The organism is Streptomyces sp. NBC_01426, assembly GCF_036231985.1.
Lineage (GTDB): Bacteria > Actinomycetota > Actinomycetes > Streptomycetales > Streptomycetaceae > Streptomyces.
The window spans coordinates 2,516,130-2,532,783 of record NZ_CP109500.1 but is presented as its reverse complement, the minus strand read 5'-3'; the positions used below and the strand labels follow the sequence as shown (position 1 = coordinate 2,532,783).

At 71.6% G+C, this 16,654-nt stretch carries 19 protein-coding genes; 18 read left to right on the top strand and 1 reads right to left on the bottom strand.

The window, feature by feature from the left end; translation table 11 throughout:
- The first annotated feature begins 23 nt into the window (after nucleotides 1–23).
- Nucleotides 24–1,946, top strand: coding sequence for an ATP-dependent zinc metalloprotease FtsH (ftsH, locus tag OG906_RS10880; RefSeq protein WP_385636853.1), 1,923 nt, complete (start codon nucleotides 24–26; stop codon nucleotides 1,944–1,946).
- Nucleotides 1,947–1,967: 21 nt separating this feature from the next.
- Here the strand turns inward: ftsH and OG906_RS10875 are convergent, their stop codons facing one another.
- On the bottom strand, nucleotides 1,968–2,645 hold the full coding sequence (locus OG906_RS10875; RefSeq protein WP_329442119.1) for a methyltransferase type 11: 678 nt from the start codon (nucleotides 2,643–2,645) through the stop codon (nucleotides 1,968–1,970).
- 132 nt (nucleotides 2,646–2,777) lie between these two features.
- On the opposite strand from OG906_RS10875, the gene proS reads away from it, so the two are divergent.
- From proS to whiG, 17 genes are all read left to right on the top strand, one after another.
- The gene (gene proS, locus OG906_RS10870) at nucleotides 2,778–4,190 is read left to right on the top strand and encodes a proline--tRNA ligase (protein ID WP_053675134.1); all 1,413 of its coding nucleotides are present in this window, start codon (nucleotides 2,778–2,780) and stop codon (nucleotides 4,188–4,190) included.
- A gap of 202 nt (nucleotides 4,191–4,392) precedes the next feature.
- Nucleotides 4,393–4,992 carry a hypothetical protein gene (locus OG906_RS10865; protein ID WP_053675136.1) on the top strand — a complete coding sequence of 200 codons (600 nt, stop codon included), beginning with the start codon at nucleotides 4,393–4,395 and terminating at the stop codon, nucleotides 4,990–4,992.
- Between the two features lie 260 nt (nucleotides 4,993–5,252).
- Entirely contained in the window at nucleotides 5,253–5,693 is a 441-nt protein-coding gene (gene rpsP, locus OG906_RS10860; RefSeq protein ID WP_053675137.1) for a 30S ribosomal protein S16, read from the top strand.
- A 2-nt stretch (nucleotides 5,694–5,695) separates the two neighbouring features.
- On the top strand, nucleotides 5,696–5,935 hold the full coding sequence (locus OG906_RS10855; protein WP_030708535.1) for an RNA-binding protein: 240 nt from the start codon (nucleotides 5,696–5,698) through the stop codon (nucleotides 5,933–5,935).
- Between the two features lie 96 nt (nucleotides 5,936–6,031).
- Nucleotides 6,032–6,631 (top strand): ribosome maturation factor RimM, encoded by a 600-nt coding sequence (rimM, locus tag OG906_RS10850; RefSeq protein WP_329442117.1) that lies wholly within the window; start codon nucleotides 6,032–6,034, stop codon nucleotides 6,629–6,631.
- The gene (trmD, locus tag OG906_RS10845) at nucleotides 6,631–7,452 is read left to right on the top strand and encodes a tRNA (guanosine(37)-N1)-methyltransferase TrmD (protein WP_329442115.1); all 822 of its coding nucleotides are present in this window, start codon (nucleotides 6,631–6,633) and stop codon (nucleotides 7,450–7,452) included. The genes rimM and trmD overlap by 1 nt, the downstream gene beginning before the upstream one ends.
- 133 nt (nucleotides 7,453–7,585) lie before the next feature.
- The gene (gene rplS / locus OG906_RS10840) at nucleotides 7,586–7,936 is read left to right on the top strand and encodes a 50S ribosomal protein L19 (RefSeq protein WP_053675143.1); all 351 of its coding nucleotides are present in this window, start codon (nucleotides 7,586–7,588) and stop codon (nucleotides 7,934–7,936) included.
- A 44-nt stretch (nucleotides 7,937–7,980) separates the two neighbouring features.
- Nucleotides 7,981–8,691, top strand: coding sequence for a signal peptidase I (gene lepB / locus OG906_RS10835; protein WP_329442113.1), 711 nt, complete (start codon nucleotides 7,981–7,983; stop codon nucleotides 8,689–8,691).
- Between the two features lie 82 nt (nucleotides 8,692–8,773).
- The gene (gene lepB, locus OG906_RS10830) at nucleotides 8,774–9,580 is read left to right on the top strand and encodes a signal peptidase I (protein WP_385636868.1); all 807 of its coding nucleotides are present in this window, start codon (nucleotides 8,774–8,776) and stop codon (nucleotides 9,578–9,580) included.
- 115 nt (nucleotides 9,581–9,695) lie between these two features.
- Nucleotides 9,696–10,610, top strand: coding sequence for a signal peptidase I (gene lepB / locus OG906_RS10825; RefSeq protein WP_329442111.1), 915 nt, complete (start codon nucleotides 9,696–9,698; stop codon nucleotides 10,608–10,610).
- Between the two features lie 44 nt (nucleotides 10,611–10,654).
- The gene (gene lepB / locus OG906_RS10820; RefSeq protein WP_329442109.1) at nucleotides 10,655–11,437 is read left to right on the top strand and encodes a signal peptidase I; all 783 of its coding nucleotides are present in this window, start codon (nucleotides 10,655–10,657) and stop codon (nucleotides 11,435–11,437) included.
- Nucleotides 11,427–11,927, top strand: coding sequence for an NUDIX hydrolase (locus OG906_RS10815; RefSeq protein ID WP_329442107.1), 501 nt, complete (start codon nucleotides 11,427–11,429; stop codon nucleotides 11,925–11,927). Before lepB (OG906_RS10820) ends, OG906_RS10815 begins: the two co-directional genes overlap by 11 nt.
- Nucleotides 11,928–11,982: 55 nt before the next feature.
- Nucleotides 11,983–12,291, top strand: a complete 309-nt coding sequence (locus tag OG906_RS10810) for a DUF2469 domain-containing protein (RefSeq protein ID WP_003965949.1) — start codon at nucleotides 11,983–11,985, stop codon at nucleotides 12,289–12,291.
- Between the two features lie 114 nt (nucleotides 12,292–12,405).
- Nucleotides 12,406–12,792 carry a YraN family protein gene (locus OG906_RS10805; RefSeq protein ID WP_267800157.1) on the top strand — a complete coding sequence of 129 codons (387 nt, stop codon included), beginning with the start codon at nucleotides 12,406–12,408 and terminating at the stop codon, nucleotides 12,790–12,792.
- Entirely contained in the window at nucleotides 12,792–14,423 is a 1,632-nt protein-coding gene (locus OG906_RS10800) for a YifB family Mg chelatase-like AAA ATPase (RefSeq protein WP_329442105.1), read from the top strand. Before OG906_RS10805 ends, OG906_RS10800 begins: the two co-directional genes overlap by 1 nt.
- Nucleotides 14,420–15,601 carry a DNA-processing protein DprA gene (gene dprA, locus OG906_RS10795; RefSeq protein WP_329442103.1) on the top strand — a complete coding sequence of 394 codons (1,182 nt, stop codon included), beginning with the start codon at nucleotides 14,420–14,422 and terminating at the stop codon, nucleotides 15,599–15,601. Before OG906_RS10800 ends, dprA begins: the two co-directional genes overlap by 4 nt.
- 209 nt (nucleotides 15,602–15,810) lie before the next feature.
- Complete coding sequence (whiG, locus tag OG906_RS10790) at nucleotides 15,811–16,647, top strand: RNA polymerase sigma factor WhiG (protein WP_267797590.1); 837 nt, start codon at nucleotides 15,811–15,813, stop codon at nucleotides 16,645–16,647.
- Nucleotides 16,648–16,654 lie beyond the last annotated feature (7 nt).

Here is a 16,654-nt window from a genome sequence, read left to right as displayed (position 1 = left end):
GGAGGACGGCAGAAGGAGGCCCCGTGCCCAACCCCACCCCCGTACCGCCGCGCGACCGGGCCGACACCCCCTGGCGCTCCGAGGGCGCCCCGCCCACCCCGCCGCCGCCCAAGAGGGGGATGCCCGGCGGTTGGCGCGGGCTGATCCTCACCGCGCTGATCCTCTTCCTGCTGACCAACCTCGTGCTGTCGTTCTTCAACGAGGGCGACGAGCCGACGATCTCGTACACGGAGTTCAGCAAGCAGGTCGCCGACGGCAACGTCTCGAAGATCTACTCCAAGGGCGACGCCATCCAGGGGCAGCTGAAGAACAAGCAACCCGCCCCCGACGGGGACGGCGACTACACGAAGTTCGTCACCCAGCGGCCCGCCTTCGCCGACGACCAGCTGTGGTCGAACCTCACCGCCAAGGGCGTCACCGTCACCGCCTCCCCGGTCGTCGAACAGCGCAGCTTCCTCGCCAACCTGCTGATCTCCCTCGCCCCCATCCTCCTGCTCGTCGTCCTGTGGATGTTCATCGCCCGACGGATGGGCTCGGCCATGGGCGGCATGGGAGGGCTCGGCCGCAAGGCGCCGCCCAAGCCCGTGGAACTGGAGACCGGCGCCAAACGCACCACCTTCGACGACGTGGCCGGCATCGACGAGGTCGAGGGCGAACTGAACGACGTCGTCGACTTCCTCAAGAACCCGCAGGAGTACCGCAAGCTGGGCGCCCGCATGCCCGGCGGGGTCCTCCTCGCCGGCCTCCCCGGCACCGGCAAGACCCTGCTGGCCCGCGCCGTCGCGGGCGAGGCCGGGGTGCCCTTCTTCTCCGCTTCCGCCTCCGAGTTCATCGAGATGATCGTCGGCGTCGGCGCCTCCCGGGTACGGGAACTCTTCTCCGAGGCCCGCAAGGTGGCCCCCGCGATCATCTTCATCGACGAGATCGACACCATCGGCCGGGCGCGCGGCGGCGGCGCCGCCATGGGCGGCCACGACGAGCGCGAACAGACCCTCAACCAGATCCTCACCGAGATGGACGGCTTCTCCGGCTCGGAGGGGGTCGTCGTCCTCGCCGCCACCAACCGCGCCGACGTCCTCGACCCCGCCCTGACCCGCCCCGGCCGGTTCGACCGCACCGTCGTCGTCTCCCCGCCCGACAAGGCCGGCCGCGAGGCGATCCTGCGCATCCACACCCGCGACATCCCGCTCGCGCCCGGCGTGGACCTCGCCCAGGTGGCCCGGACGACCCCGGGCATGACCGGCGCCGAACTGGCCAACCTCGCCAACGAGGCCGCCCTGCTGGCGGTCAAGCGCCGACAGGACGCGGTCACCCAGGCCGACCTGTCCGACGCACTGGAGAAGGTCCAACTCGGCGCCGAACGCCCCCTGGTCATGCCCGACGAGGAGCGCCGCCGCACCGCCTACCACGAGAGCGGCCACGCCCTCCTGGGCATGCTCCAGCCCGGCGCCGACCCCGTACGGAAGATCACCATCGTGCCGCGCGGCCGGGCACTCGGCGTCACCCTCTCGACCCCGGACGCCGACCGGTACGCCTACACGGAGGAGTACCTCCGGGGCCGCGTCATCGGCGCGCTCGGCGGAATGGCCGCCGAGCAGGTGGTGTACGCGGTCATCACCACGGGCGCGGAGAACGACCTGGAGCAGGTCACCAACATCGTCCGGGGCATGGTGGGCCGTTGGGGCATGAGCGAGCGGATCGGCCGGCTCACCGCGATCCCGGCGGACGCGCAGAGCCCCTACGGCCTCCTCGCCGCGCCCGCCACCCTCGACGCCGTCGACCACGAGATGCGACGGATCGTCGACGAGTGCTACGAGGACGCCTGCCGACTGCTGCGCGAGAACCGCGACAAGCTGGACGCGCTCGCCGAGGCGCTGCTCGCGAACGAGACCCTGGACGAGCCCGCCGCCTACGCCGCGGCGGGCATCGCGCGCCTCCACAAGTAGCCGGACACGCGATCCGGCCCCTCAGGCCGTCCGGGCGACCACGTACCGGAAGATGTTCGGCAACCAGACCGATCCGTCGGCTCGTTCGTACGGGTGAAGCGCCTCGGCCAGTTCCTTCTCGACCTGGGCCGAGTCCGCGTGCTCGTACATCCCGGTCGACAGCAGCCCGCGCACCGCGCTGTCCACGTCCGCGTACCCGAACGGGCAGAACACCCGCCCCGATCCGTCCGGCACCAGCCCGGCCGACGCCACCATCGCGTCCAGGTCCCGCGGGGCGGGCCCGCCGCCGAGCACCGCCGGCACCGTGCACCGCTCCGCCGGGCCCCAGTCGGCCAGCACCACCACGCCGCCGCGGCGGACCGCGGGCAGGGCCGCCACCAGGTCCGGCGGGCAGGGCGTGAAGGCCAGCACGACGTCGTACGGACGCGCCGGCGACGCCGGGGGAGCGGCGACCACCTCCAGCAGCCGCTCACGGGCCAGCGCCCGGCGTGCCGGGTCCGCCTCCACGCCCGTGGCCAGGGCTCCCCGCCCCGCGGCCAACAGCAGGGCCAGTCCGGCCCCGCAATCGAGGCCCAGCAGCCGGTCGCCCGGCCCGACCTCCAGCCGTTCGTAGACGGCTTCGTACAGCGGTACCAGCATCCGTTCCTGGATCTCCGCCCAGTCCCGGGCGACGAGCGTCGCCGTCGGCGTCGGTGTCATCGAAAGAGCGCTCCTGATTCCTTTGTCGCCCCCTGGCCCCCGTTGCCAGGGAACTCCCCATTCGCCCCCGCGTCCAGAGGAACGAGCCACCCGATTCACGCATCGCGTGCCCGGCGCCGTACCATTCGCGCCATGGCAAAGGCACCCGTTCTCACCCCCCAGGCGGAGGATTTCCCCCGCTGGTACCAGGATCTGATCAACAAGGCCGAGCTGGCCGACAACGGTCCGGTACGCGGCACCATGGTCATCCGACCGTACGGCTACGGGCTGTGGGAGCGGATGCAGCAGGAGATGGACGCGCGCATCAAGGACGCGGGCGCCCAGAACGCGTACTTCCCGCTGTTCATCCCGCAGTCCTACCTGACCCGGGAAGCCGAGCACGTGGAGGGCTTCGCCCCCGAGCTCGCGGTCGTCACGCACGGCGGTGGCAAGGAACTCGACGAGCCGGTCGTCGTCCGCCCCACCTCCGAGACGATCATCAACGACTACTTCTCGAAGTGGGTCCAGAGCTACCGCGACCTGCCCCTGCTGATCAACCAGTGGGCCAACGTGGTCCGCTGGGAGATGCGCCCGCGCGTGTTCCTCCGTACGAGCGAGTTCCTCTGGCAGGAGGGCCACACCGCCCACGCCACCTACGAGGACGCCCGCGACTACGCGGCCCGCATCCACACGGACGTCTACGGCGACTTCATGACGAACGTGCTCGGCATCGACGTCGTGCTCGGCCGCAAGACCGCCAAGGAGCGCTTCGCCGGCGCCATCAACACCCTCACCCTCGAGGGCATGATGGGCGACGGCAAGGCCCTTCAGCTGGGCACGAGCCACGAGCTCGGCACCAACTTCGCCAAGGCCTTCAACACGCAGTACCTGTCGAAGGAAGGCAAGCAGGAGCTGGTCTGGCAGACCTCGTGGGGCGTCTCGACCCGCATGGTCGGCGGCCTGATCATGTCGCACGGCGACGACAACGGGCTGCGCGTCCCGCCGCGCCTCGCGCACGTCCAGGTCGTCGTCATGGCGATCAAGGGCGACGAGGCCGTGACCAAGGTCCGCGAGCTGGGCGCCCAGCTCAAGGCCGCGGGCATCCGCGTGCAGGTCGACGACCGCGTCGACACCCCCTTCGGCCGCCGCGCCGTGGACTGGGAGCTCAAGGGCGTACCGGTCCGCATCGAGATCGGCCCCCGCGACCTGGAGGCCGGCACCGCGATGCTCGCCCGCCGGATCCCGGGCGGCAAGGAGGCCGTGCAGATCTCCGCGCTGCTCGACCTGCTGCCCAAGGTGCTGGAGGAGGACCAGGCGCAGCTGCTGCGCGAGTCCCGCGAGCGCCGCGAGGCCCGCACCTCCGACGTCGCGACCATCGAGGAGGCCGCCGAGGCCGCCATCGCCGGTGGCTGGGCGCGCATCCCGTGGGCCGACCTCGGCCCCGAGGGCGAGGCCAAGCTGGCCGAACAGGCCGTCTCCGTACGCTGCCTGATCGCCCCCGACGGGTCGGTTCCGCAGGCGGACGACGCCCCCGGTACCCTCGCGATCGTCGCGCGCTCGTACTGATCCACCGACCCGCCCCCGGGCGTGCGGCCCCGCGCCGCGCACCGGGGGCGGCTGTCGTTGGGCCTCGTTACGTACCGACTCCTCCGGGGATATGCGCACCCGTCCTCGTCAGGACGCATGAGACTGAACTGACTGGTACGTGCAAAAAATTTGGAATGGCCCGGAATCGGAACACCGGGGCACCCCGGCTCGTTGTCACGACGTGAGCACGACACCACCTGTTCTCGCCGCAGAGCTGGCGCAGGCGTGGGCCGATATTCAGCGGTACCACCCCGAGCTGCCTGACCTTGCCGCGCCCGAGTCCCTGATCGGAGAGTCCTCGTCCGCCTGCGGCGCCGAGCTCTCCTTCGAGCGACTGCTGCACGAGGCAGTCCACGGCATCGCAGCCGCCCGTGGAGTCCGCGACACCTCGCGGGCCGGCCGCTACCACAACCGCAGATTCCTCGCGATCGCCGAGGAGATGGGGCTGGACCACTCCGAGGAACCGCACGCCAGCAGCGGCTTCTCCCTGGTCTCGCTCAACCCCGAGGCGAAGCGGCGCTACCGCCCGACCATCGAGCGGCTGCACCGCGCGCTGAAGGCGCACACGGTCGCCACCGCCGCCGACACCAAGCGCAGTTTCCGAGGGCCCGCCGCCCGTCACGGTTCGTCCGGTGGCGGTGTGCGGGTCAAGGCGGTCTGCGACTGCGGCCGGAACGTGCGGGTCGTCCCGTCCGTACTGGCCCAGGCGCCCATCGTCTGCGGGGGCTGCATGAAACCGTTCCGCATTCCCGAGGTGGCCGTCTCGGCCGCCGCCTCCTGACGACGCCGGCCAAGGCCCGTACGGGCCGGCGCGGCCTCCGCCCGGCGGTGGCGGCATCGGTGGCGCGCGTGCGCGTGCCACCGATCACCGCTCCCCGAGAGGAAGCGCCGCGGGCATGTGGCACAATGGCTAGCTGTACTCGACAGTCGCATAGGACCCCTCTCTCCTCCGGCTGACGCGTCCATCGGGCACCCGAGTACCGCAACCCCACGTGGCATCTCATGTGCCCAACCACGTCAAGTTCAGGAGACACCACTCCAGTGGCAGTCAAGATCAAGCTCAAGCGCCTCGGCAAGATTCGCCAGCCGCACTACCGCATCGTCGTCGCCGACTCGCGCACCCGCCGCGATGGTCGTGCGATCGAAGAGATCGGTCTGTACCACCCGACGTACAACCCGTCGCGCATCGAGGTCAACGCCGAGCGTGCGCAGTACTGGCTCTCGGTCGGCGCCCAGCCCACCGAGGCCGTGCTCGCCATCCTGAAGCTGACCGGTGACTGGCAGGCGCACAAGGGCCTCCCGGCCCCCGCGCCGCTGCTGCAGCCGGAGACCAAGGAGAGCAAGCGCCGCACGTTCGACGAGTTCGCCAAGGCCCTCGAGGGCATCGGCGAGACCAAGGGCGAGGCCATCACGCAGAAGGCGAAGAAGGCCGACAAGAAGGCGGACGAGGCTGAGGCCACCGCCGAGTCGACCGAGGCCTGAGCATGCTCGAGGAGGCTCTTGAGCACCTCGTGAAGGGCATTGTGGACAACCCCGACGAAGTGCAGGTCGCCTCGCGCGACCTGCGCCGCGGGCAGGTGCTGGAAGTCCGGGTCCACCCGGACGACCTGGGCAAGGTGATCGGTCGCAACGGCCGCACCGCACGTGCTCTGCGTACCGTCGTGGGCGCCATCGGCGGCCGGGGGATCCGCGTCGACCTCGTCGACGTGGACCAGGTCCGCTGAGACCGGCGCCGTTGACAGCGTGAAACACCGGCACGGGCCGGGGAGGGCATACGTGCCCGCCCCGGCCCGTCGTCGTCTGAACAGGAGAGACACACAGTGCAGCTGGTAGTCGCGCGGATCGGCCGCGCCCACGGGATCAAGGGTGAGGTCACCGTCGAGGTACGGACCGACGAGCCCGAGCTGCGGCTCGGGCCCGGCGCCGTGCTCCAGACCGAACCGGCGTCCGCGGGCCCGCTGACCATCGAGACGGGTCGGGTGCACAGCGGCAGGCTGCTGCTGCGCTTCGCCGGGGTGAAGGACCGCACGGGCGCCGAGGCGCTGCGGAACACCCTGCTCATCGCGGACGTGGACCCGGCGGAACTGCCGGAAGAGCCCGACGAGTACTACGACCACCAGCTGATGGACCTGGACGTGGTGCTGGAGGACGGTACCGAGATCGGTCGGATCACCGAGATCACCCACCTGCTCTCGCAGGACCTGTTCATCGTCGAACGGCCGGACGGCACCGAGGTGATGATCCCCTTCGTCGAGGAGATCGTCGCCGAGATCGACCTCGAAGAGCAGCGCTGCGTCATCACCCCGCCGCCCGGGCTGATCGACGACCGTGCGGAGATCGCTTCCGCGCGCGACGACGAAGGCGACGAGGAAGACGAAGACAAGGACGACGAGGCCGCCGCTCCCGGGGCAGACGCCTGATGCGTCTCGACGTCGTCACGATCTTCCCCGAGTACCTGGAGCCGTTGAACGTCTCCCTCGTCGGCAAGGCCCGGGCCCGCGGGCAGCTCGACGTCCACGTCCACGACCTGCGGGACTGGACGTACGACCGCCACAACACGGTCGACGACACCCCCTACGGCGGCGGCCCGGGCATGGTCATGAAGACCGACCCGTGGGGCGAGGCCCTGGACGCGGCGCTCGCCGACGGCTACGAGGCCGGTGCGCACGGCCCGGTCATCGTCGTCCCGACGCCCAGCGGCCGGCCCTTCACCCAGGAACTCGCCGTCGAGCTCTCCGAGCGACCCTGGCTGATCTTCACCCCGGCCCGGTACGAGGGCATCGACCGCCGCGTCATGGACGAGTACGCGACGCGCCTGCCGGTGTACGAGGTCTCCATCGGCGACTACGTCCTGGCGGGCGGCGAGGCGGCCGTCCTGGTCGTCACCGAGGCCGTGGCCCGGCTGCTGCCCGGAGTCCTCGGCAACGCCGAGTCGCACCGTGACGACTCCTTCGCCCCCGGCGAGATGGCCAACCTGCTGGAGGGGCCCGTCTACACGAAGCCCCCCGAGTGGCGCGGCCGCGGAATTCCGGACGTGCTGCTCAGCGGCCACCACGGAAAGATCGCGCGCTGGCGCCGCGACGAGGCGTTCCGGCGCACCGCCGCGAACCGTCCCGACCTGATCGAGCGCTGCGAGGCGTCCGCCTTCGACAAGAAGGACAGGGCGATGCTCGGCGCGCTCGGCTGGAAGCCCTCCGCCGACGGCCGATTTTGGCTCAGGCCGCAGACCGTGGAAGAATAGGCGGCTGCTGTGTGCTCGCGGGCGCCCCTGCCACAGGGGGAACGTCGTCCGGCGAGTGGCGCGGCTCCCGAATTCTCTCCGGAAACCCGCTTCGGCGACCTGTGGCGCCGTGCGAAGAAAGCAGACGAAGCACATGTCTCACCTGCTCGATGGCGTCAACGCCGCCTCGATCCGCTCCGACGTCCCGGCCTTCCGTCCCGGTGACACGATCAACGTGCACGTCCGCGTGATCGAGGGCAACCGCTCCCGTATCCAGCAGTTCAAGGGTGTCGTCATCCGCCGTCAGGGCGCCGGCGTCTCCGAGACCTTCACCGTTCGCAAGGTCTCCTTCAGCGTCGGTGTCGAGCGCACCTTCCCGGTGAACTCCCCGATCTTCGAGAAGATCGAGGTCGTCACCCGCGGTGACGTGCGTCGCGCCAAGCTGTACTTCCTCCGTGAGCTCCGCGGCAAGGCCGCGAAGATCAAGGAGAAGCGCGACCGCTGATCTCATCTCCGGGTCCAGGGGCGGGCCGGATAGGCTCGCACCCGATGGACACCGAAGCAGAGCTCACACGACGCGGCCACTCCTCCCCCGACCAGGGGGAGGGGCGGTCGCGTTTCGCGTTCTCGTGGAGGCGCGTCGGACTGCTCGGTGCGATCTGCACGGTCTTCCTGCTGCTGTTCAGCAATTTCGTCCTGCAGCCCTTCCTGATCCCGAGCCGGTCGATGGAACCGACGTTCCGGGTCGGTGACCGGGTCCTGGTCAACAAGCTCGCGTACCGGTTCGGCGACCAGCCGCGGCGCGGGGACCTCGTCGTCTTCGACGGCAGGGGCTCCTTCGTGCCCGAGGGGGCCGGATCCGGTTCGATGGGCCAGAGCCTGCGCGGCGCTGCGTCCGCGCTCGGCATCGGGGACCCGTCGGAGACCGACTTCGTGAAACGGGTGGTGGGGGTGGGCGGTGACGACGTGGTCTGTTGCGACGCGGGCGGCCGGATCCGGGTCAACGGCACCACGCTCGACGAGCCCTACCTGTTCCCGGGGGACACGGCCTCGAAGGTGCCCTTCCGGATCGTCGTACCCCTTGGGACCCTGTGGGTCATGGGTGATCATCGCTCCCAGTCCCGGGACTCCCGGGACCATCTGGGGGAGCCGGGCGGGGGGATGGTGCCGGTGGAGAGGGTGATCGGGCGGGCCGACTGGATCGGCTGGCCGCTCTCGCGTTGGGGCGCCGCCGGGCCCGCGGGCGGCGGACATGGGTAGCCGGCGACGACGCGGACGCGGTCGCCGGGAGCCCGAACACTGGGTGGAGGCGCCGTCGAGGCCCGCCCCGGCACGAGGACCGGTGCCCACGACGCCCGTGCGCGAGCCCGACGGGGGCAGCCGCGCCGAACGCCGCCGGCTGGCGCGGCGGGTCAAGAGACGCAGACGGACCCGACGGGTCGGCGAGGTGCCGCTGCTCGTCGTCGTGGCCCTGTTCATCGCGCTGCTCCTCAAGACCTTCCTCGTACAGGCCTTCTTCATCCCCTCCGGCTCGATGGAGCAGACGATCCGGATCGGCGACCGGGTCCTGGTGGACAAACTGACCCCGTGGTTCGGCTCCAAGGTCGAGCGGGGCGACGTCGTCGTGTTCAAGGACCCCGGGGGCTGGCTCAAGGGAGAGGCCACCCGGCCGCCCAAGGACCCGGTCGTGGTCAAGCAGGTCAAGGAGGTCCTGACCTTCATCGGCCTGCTGCCCTCAGCCGATGAACAGGACCTGATCAAGCGGGTCATCGGCGTCGGCGGGGACACGGTCACCTGTTGTGACACCAAGGGGCGGATCACCGTCAACGGTGCGCCGCTCGACGAACCGTACGTGAACCCGGGCAACGCCCCTTCGGAGATCCGCTTCACGGTCCGGGTGCCGCAGGGCCGGCTGTTCGTGATGGGCGACCACCGCGCGAACTCCGCCGACTCCCGCTTCCACCTCGACGAGGGCTTCGAGGGCACCATCGACGAGGAAGGGGTCGTCGGGAAGGCCGTGGTGATCGCCTGGCCGTACGACCACTGGCGCAGGCTGGAGCAGCCGGCGACCTTCCTCACGGTCCCCGATCAGGCACGACGCGGGCGGCGCGGGCCTCGTGGGCGTCGACGGGGCACGTCGGTCGCATAGTGTGTCCTCGGTCTCCCGAGCCTTAGGGAACTCCCGCTCGTTAGGGGAGGGGAGGGCCCGTTCCCGATTCGGAGCGGGCGGTGATTTCCGATGTGAGGGAGTGGATGTGGGGGATGTGGCGGTAGGCGCACGATCCGGACGCGACGAGGGCGAGGAGCGGCCGGACGACGCCGTGGGGAGCGATGCCGAGTTCGCGAGGGACGCGGAGGACGAGGGTGCCGAGGGGCGCCCGCAGCGTTCGTTCTGGAAGGAGCTGCCGCTCCTCATCGGTATCGCCCTGCTGCTGGCCCTGCTGATCAAGACCTTCCTGGTGCAGGCGTTCTCGATCCCGTCCGACTCGATGCAGAACACCCTGCAGCGGGGCGACCGGGTCCTGGTGGACAAGCTGACCCCGTGGTTCGGCTCGGAGCCCGAGCGCGGTGAGGTCGTCGTCTTCCACGACCCCGCGAACTGGCTGTCCGGTGAGGCCACCCCGGAGCCCAACTTCATGCAGCAGGTGCTCAGCAAGATCGGCCTGATGCCGTCCGCGGACGAGAAGGACCTGATCAAGCGGACCATCGCCATCGGCGGGGACACGGTCGAGTGCAAGAAGGGGGGGCCGGTCGTCGTCAACGGCAAGGAGCTGGACGAGCCGTACATCTTCCCCGGCAACACCCCTTGTGACGACTTCCCCTTCGGCCCCCTCGTCGTCCCGAAGGGCTCGATCTGGGTCATGGGCGACCACCGGCAGAACTCCCAGGACTCCCGCTACCACCAGCAGGACTCGACGCGCGGGTTCGTTCCGGTCAAGGACGTCGTCGGGCGGGCCGTGGTCGTGGCGTGGCCGGTCACCCGCTGGTCCACCCTCCCGATTCCGGACACCTTCGACCAGCCGGGCATCGGCGACCAGGCCAAGGCGACCGCACTCGGCCTGGGGGCCGCCGGTCTCGCGCCCGTCGGGCTCGGCCCGGCCGCGCTGGGGCTCACGGGCGCGGTTCCGCTGGTCATGTGGCGTCGACGGAGGCTGACCAAGGGCCGTACCGCCCGGTAGGGTGCCGCCCAGGTCACCGATCTCCGAAGTGTGGGGGCGCTGGAATGGGCGGAACACAAGACAAGAGCGGTGGCAGCGATGGCCGCGGCGGTCTCGGCAACGTGTTGTCGGGAATCGCCGTGGCCATCGGCTTCGTGCTCTTCCTGGGCGGCTTCGTCTGGGGGGCCGTGGTCTACCAGCCGTACACGGTGCCCACCGACTCGATGGTGCCCACCGTGCGCCCGGGGGACCGGGTGCTCGCGCAGCGGATCGACGGCGGCGAGGTGCGGCGCGGAGACGTGGTGATCTTCACCGACTCGCTGTGGAGCGACACCCCCATGGTCAAGCGCGTCGTCGGCATCGGCGGCGACACCGTGAAGTGCTGCGGCGAGGGCGGCCGGCTCACCGTGAACGGCCGGGAGCTGGACGAGCCGTACATCGACGACACCAAGCCCGCCACGACCTTCGACGGCGCGCCGGCGCCCGGCAGGGCGGCCTCCGACACCCCGTTCGAGGTGACGGTCCCCGAGGGCAACCTCTTCCTGCTGGGCGACCGGCGGGCCGGCTCGCTGGACTCCCGGGCGCACCTCCAGGAAGCCGGTCAGGGCACGGTGCCGCGCTCGGCGGTCAACGGCCGGGTGGACGCGCGGGCATGGCCCTCCATGACGATGCTGGAGCGGCCGACGGCGTACCGGTCCCTGGCCGGCGGCGTGTCGTCGCCCGGGCCGCTGCGGCTCCAGGTGATCGCCATCGTGGCCGGCGCCGCCCTCGTGGTGGTGGGCGCGGCGTACGGGCCCCTCGCACGGGTCCTCGGGCGCGGGCGACGGGAGCGGTCCGATGCCCGCTGAGCAGGCCGAAGGCCCGCGCAAGGTGGCCCGGGTGATCCTGCTGGACCCCGAGGACCGGATCCTGCTGCTGCACGGCTTCGAACCGGACGACCCGGCGGACGACTGGTGGTTCACGCCGGGCGGCGGCCTGGAGGGGGCGGAGAGCCGGGAGGAGGCCGCGCTGCGGGAGCTCGCCGAGGAGACCGGGATCACCGAGGTGGAACTGGGGCCGGTGCTGTGGCGACGCCACTGCGCGTTCCCCTTCGACGGGCGGCGCTGGGAACAGGACGAGTGGTACTTCCTCGCCCGGACCGCCCGGACGGACACCGACATGAGCGGGCTCACCGAGCTGGAGCGCCGCAGCGTGATCGAGGCCAGGTGGTGGACCTCCGAGGAACTTCTCGCGGCTCGTGAGACGGTGTACCCGACCAGGCTCGCCGAGCTGCTCCGTAGGCTGCTCGACGACGGTCCTCCGGGTACGCCGGTGGTCCTGGCCCCGGAAATCGTTTAGGGGCGCGGGGGCCTGGCGCACAATAGGGGGACGCACGGCTGAAGGGGAACATGCCATGAGCGCCGAGGACCTCGAGAAGTACGAGACCGAGATGGAGCTGAAGCTCTATCGGGAGTACCGCGACGTCGTCGGGCTGTTCAAGTACGTCATCGAGACGGAACGCCGTTTCTACCTCACGAACGACTACGAGATGCAGGTGCACTCGGTTCAGGGGGAGGTCTTCTTCGAGGTCTCGATGGCCGACGCCTGGGTCTGGGACATGTACCGGCCGGCTCGCTTCGTGAAGCAGGTACGGGTGCTGACCTTCAAGGACGTGAACATCGAGGAGCTCAACAAGAGCGACCTCGAACTCCCGGGCGGCTGACCGGCGCCCCGTCACCCCTGTGGGTGGCGGGGTTTTCCACATTCCCCCGGTTGTCCACCAAGATCCACTCGGTGGGCGGGGACGCGGGATCGTCGGTGCCGGAGGTGGTGCCGGATGAACGCGAAGAGCGTGGCACAGCAGGCATTGGGGCGGTACGGCGAGGAACTGGCGGTGCGCCGGCTGGCCGAGGCCGGGATGACGGTGATCGCGCGGAACTGGCGGTGCCGCAGCGGGGAGATCGACATCGTCGCGCGGGACGGCGACGCCCTCGTCGTGTGCGAGGTCAAGACGCGCAGGGCGGGCAGGCCCGAACACCCCCCTTTCGAACACCCCATGGCCGCGGTGCGGCCGGGCAAGGCCGAACGGCTGCGACGGCTCGCCGGGCGCTGGCTCGCCGACCACGGCGGACCGCCCCCGGGCGGCGTGCGGATCGATCTGGTCGGCGTCCTGCTGCCGCTCCGCGGCGCGCCCGTGGTGGAGCACGTCAGGGGGGTGGCCTGATGGGATTCGCACGGGCCTGCTCGGTCGCCCTGGTGGGCGTCGAGGGCGTGGTCGTCGAGGTACAGGCCGACCTGGAACCGGGGGTCGCGGCCTTCACCCTCGTCGGGCTGCCCGACAAGACGCTGGTGGAGAGCCGCGACCGGGTGCGGGCCGCGGTCGTGAACTCCGGGGCACAGTGGCCCCAGAAGAAACTCACCGTCGGACTCAGCCCGGCCTCCGTGCCCAAGTCGGGCGCCGGCTTCGACCTCGCCGTGGCGGCGGCCGTGCTCGGCGCCGCCGAGGTGGTCGAACCGGAGGTGATCGCCGACCTCGTCCTCATCGGGGAACTGGGGCTCGACGGCCGGGTGCGCCCCGTCCGCGGGATCCTCCCGGCCGTGCTCGCCGCCGCCGAGGCCGGCTACCGACAGGTGGTGGTGCCCCGACAATGCGCGGCCGAGGCCATGCTCGTCCCGGACGTCTCCGTCCTCGGCGTGGGCAGCCTGCGCCAACTGATCGCCGTGCTCACCGACGGGGAGGTGCCCGAGGAGGAGCCGGAGCCGGCCGGTCGGCCCGATCCCATGCTGGCCGGGCTGCTCGTGCCGGGCGCCGGACTCGGCAGCGGGATCTCCCGCGCCGGCGGGGACGGCTCCGATCACCCCGACCTGGCGGACGTCGCCGGACAGCACGCCGCCCGCCGGGCCCTGGAGGTGGCGGCCTCCGGCGGACACCACCTGTTCCTCAGCGGACCCCCGGGCGCGGGCAAGACGATGCTCGCCGAGCGGCTGCCCTGGATCCTGCCGCCGCTCACCCGACAGGACTCCCTGGAGGTGACGGCCGTCCACTCGGTCGCGGGAATCCTCCCGCCCGGCGAACCGCTCGTCGCCAGGCCCCCGTACTGCGCGCCCCACCACTCCGCGACCATGCAGTCGTTGGTCGGCGGCGGGGCCGGGGTGCCCAGGCCGGGGGCGGTGTCCCTGGCCCACCGCGGAGTGCTCTTCCTGGACGAGGCCGCCGAGTTCGGGGTCAAGGCGCTCGACGCCCTGCGCCAGCCGCTGGAGGCGGGGCACGTGGTCATCGCCAGGGCCGCCGGAGTGGTAAGGATGCCGGCCGGGTTCCTGATGGTGCTCGCCGCCAACCCGTGCCCCTGCGGGCGGCACACCGTGCAGGGCGGCGGCTGCGAATGCCCGTCCTCGGTGATCCGGCGCTACCAGGCCAGGCTCTCCGGACCGTTGCTCGACCGGGTCGACCTGCGGGTCGAAATCGAACCGGTCAGCCGCCGCGACCTCCTCGGAGGGTCGGGCCGGGGCGAGTCCACCGCGGTGGTCGCCGCCCGGGTGGAGGAGGCCCGGGACCGCGCCGCCACCCGGCTCGCCGAGACCCCCTGGCGGCTCAACTCCGAGGTACCCGGTCACCAGCTCCGCACCCGCTGGCAGGCCGCGCCGGGCGCGCTCGTGCAGGCCGAGCGGGACCTGGAACGCGGCCTGCTGACGGCGCGGGGGCTGGACCGGGTGCTCCGGGTCGCCTGGACCGTCGCCGACCTGCGGGGCCGGGACCGCCCCGAGGCGGCGGACGTGGCCGTCGCGCTGGAACTGCGGACCGGGATCGCGCGCGGGGCGACGCGGATCATGGGGGCGGCGGGGGTCGCGTCATGACCGGGGAGACGGAAGCCGAGGCGGAGACGGTGGCGCGGGCCGCCCTGACCCGGGTCCTGGAACCGGGGGACGCGCAGGGCGGGCGCCTGCTCCGGGAGCTGGGCGCCGTGGAACTCCTGCGATACCTCACCGACCCCGAGCCGGGGACCTCGGCGCCGGCCGGGGTGGGGCCCGAGCGGCTCGCCGGATACCGCAGACGGGCCGCCCTGGCCGAGCCCCTGCGGGACCTGGAGACCGCCGCCGCCGCGGGCGTGCGGTTCGTCTGCCCGGGGTCGGCGCAGTGGCCGACCCAGCTGGACGACCTCGGCGACGCGCGGCCCGTGGGGCTCTGGCTGCGGGGCGGACCGGACCTGCGGACCTGGGCGCTGCGCTCCGTTGCCGTGGTCGGGGCCCGCGCCTGCACCCCGTACGGGGCCCACATGGCGCAGACCCTGGCGGCCGGGCTCGCCGAGCGCGGCTGGGTCGTCGTCTCCGGGGCGGCGTACGGCATCGACGGCTCGGCCCATCGAGGAGCCCTCGCCTCGGGCGGGGCCACGGCCGCGGTGCTGGCCTGCGGGGTGGACGTGGCGTACCCCAAGGGGCACGCCGGGCTCCTCGGCCGGATCGCCGGCCAAGGACTGATCCTGGGGGAGCTGCCGCCCGGCAGTCATCCCACCCCGAGCAGGTTCGTGCTGCGCAACCGGGTCATCGCCGCCCTCACCCGGGGCACGGTCGTCATCGAGGCGGCCCACCGCAGCGGCTCACTGGTCACGGCCCGGCGGGCCCAGGCGCTCGGCCGGTTCACCATGGGCACCCCCGGCCCGGCCACCAGCGGACTCTCCGCGGGGGTCCACGAACTGCTGCGCGGCGAGGCGGTCCTCGTCACGGACGCCGCCGAGGTGATCGAGCTGGTCGGAGGGATGGGTGAACTGGCCCCCGAGCGGCGCGGGCCCGTGCTCGCCCGGGACCTGCTGGACCCGGGCGCCTCACGGGTGCTCGAAGCCCTGCCGGCGGATCGGCCCGTGCCGGCGGAGGAGGTCGCCGTCGCCGCGGGCGCCGGCACCGATGAAGTCATCGGCAGACTGTACGAACTTCACTCTCTGGGGTTCGTCGAACGGCAGGGCGACGGCTGGCAGTTGACCATGCGGAGGTCGAGAGGAGGCGCACAAACCGACTCCACCCGGCGAGGCGGTCATTGACCTGGGGCGTTCCGGTGAAAGAGTGAAGCCGATGAGAGACGCGGTGTTCCGGTTGGCAGTCGTCGGGACCGTGCGCGAGGCGCCGGTCCGGAGCCGCCCGTGCCGGTCGGGGCGCCCCGACGGCCGCGCGGGATCCCGTACTCTTCGCGCACCGCGACACTTCCGTCACGCTACGCTCCCCACCAATCCGGCTCCGGCAAAGGCGAAGCATGCCCCAGCACACCTCAGGGTCTGACCGCGCTGCGGTGCCCCCCGCTGCCCGCGGCAGCGTGCGGTCCACCGCGCCCTCGTCCCTGGAGGTGCTGTGGCGCTCGTACAAGGAGTCCGGTGACGAGCGGCTGCGGGAGCAGCTGATCCTGCACTACTCGCCGCTGGTCAAGTACGTCGCGGGCCGGGTCAGCGTCGGCCTCCCGCCCAATGTGGAACAGGCCGACTTCGTCTCCTCGGGCGTCTTCGGACTGATCGACGCCATCGAGAAGTTCGACATCGAACGGTCCATCAAGTTCGAGACCTACGCCATCACCCGCATCCGCGGCGCGATGATCGACGAACTCCGGGCCCTCGACTGGATCCCACGTTCCGTCCGGCAGAAGGCGCGGGCCGTCGAGCGGGCCTACGCCACGCTGGAGGCCCAGCTGCGGCGCACCCCGACCGAACACGAGGTCGCGGGCGAGATGGGCATCGCCGTCGAGGAACTCCACACCGTCTTCAGTCAGTTGTCCCTCGCCAACGTGGTCGCCCTGGAGGAACTCCTCCACGTGGGCGGGGAGGGCGGCGACCGACTCTCCCTGATGGACACCCTGGAGGACCACGCCGCGGACAACCCGGTCGCCGTCGCCGAGGACCGCGAACTGCGCAGGCTGCTGGCCAGGGCCATCAACACCCTCCCGGACAGGGAGAAGACCGTCGTGACCCTCTACTACTACGAGGGCCTCACGCTCGCGGAGATCGGCAACGTCCTGGGCGTCACCGAGAGCCGGGTCAGTCAAATCCACACCAAGTCAGTCCTCCAGCTTCGGGCGAAGCTGGCGGATGTGGGTCGCTGACGGGGCC

Coding starts and splice junctions, on each gene's coding strand:
- OG906_RS10805 (WP_267800157.1), top strand. CDS start 12,406: ATGAACGCGAAGAGCGTGGCACAGCAGGCATTGGGGCGGTACGGCGAG.
- OG906_RS10810 (WP_003965949.1), top strand. CDS start 11,983: ATGAGCGCCGAGGACCTCGAGAAGTACGAGACCGAGATGGAGCTGAAG.
- trmD (WP_329442115.1), top strand. CDS start 6,631: ATGCGTCTCGACGTCGTCACGATCTTCCCCGAGTACCTGGAGCCGTTG.
- proS (WP_053675134.1), top strand. CDS start 2,778: ATGGCAAAGGCACCCGTTCTCACCCCCCAGGCGGAGGATTTCCCCCGC.
- OG906_RS10800 (WP_329442105.1), top strand. CDS start 12,792: ATGGGATTCGCACGGGCCTGCTCGGTCGCCCTGGTGGGCGTCGAGGGC.
- OG906_RS10855 (WP_030708535.1), top strand. CDS start 5,696: ATGCTCGAGGAGGCTCTTGAGCACCTCGTGAAGGGCATTGTGGACAAC.
- lepB (WP_329442113.1), top strand. CDS start 7,981: ATGGACACCGAAGCAGAGCTCACACGACGCGGCCACTCCTCCCCCGAC.
- rplS (WP_053675143.1), top strand. CDS start 7,586: ATGTCTCACCTGCTCGATGGCGTCAACGCCGCCTCGATCCGCTCCGAC.
- dprA (WP_329442103.1), top strand. CDS start 14,420: ATGACCGGGGAGACGGAAGCCGAGGCGGAGACGGTGGCGCGGGCCGCC.
- OG906_RS10815 (WP_329442107.1), top strand. CDS start 11,427: ATGCCCGCTGAGCAGGCCGAAGGCCCGCGCAAGGTGGCCCGGGTGATC.
- lepB (WP_329442109.1), top strand. CDS start 10,655: ATGGGCGGAACACAAGACAAGAGCGGTGGCAGCGATGGCCGCGGCGGT.
- OG906_RS10875 (WP_329442119.1), bottom strand. CDS start 2,645: ATGACACCGACGCCGACGGCGACGCTCGTCGCCCGGGACTGGGCGGAG.
- whiG (WP_267797590.1), top strand. CDS start 15,811: ATGCCCCAGCACACCTCAGGGTCTGACCGCGCTGCGGTGCCCCCCGCT.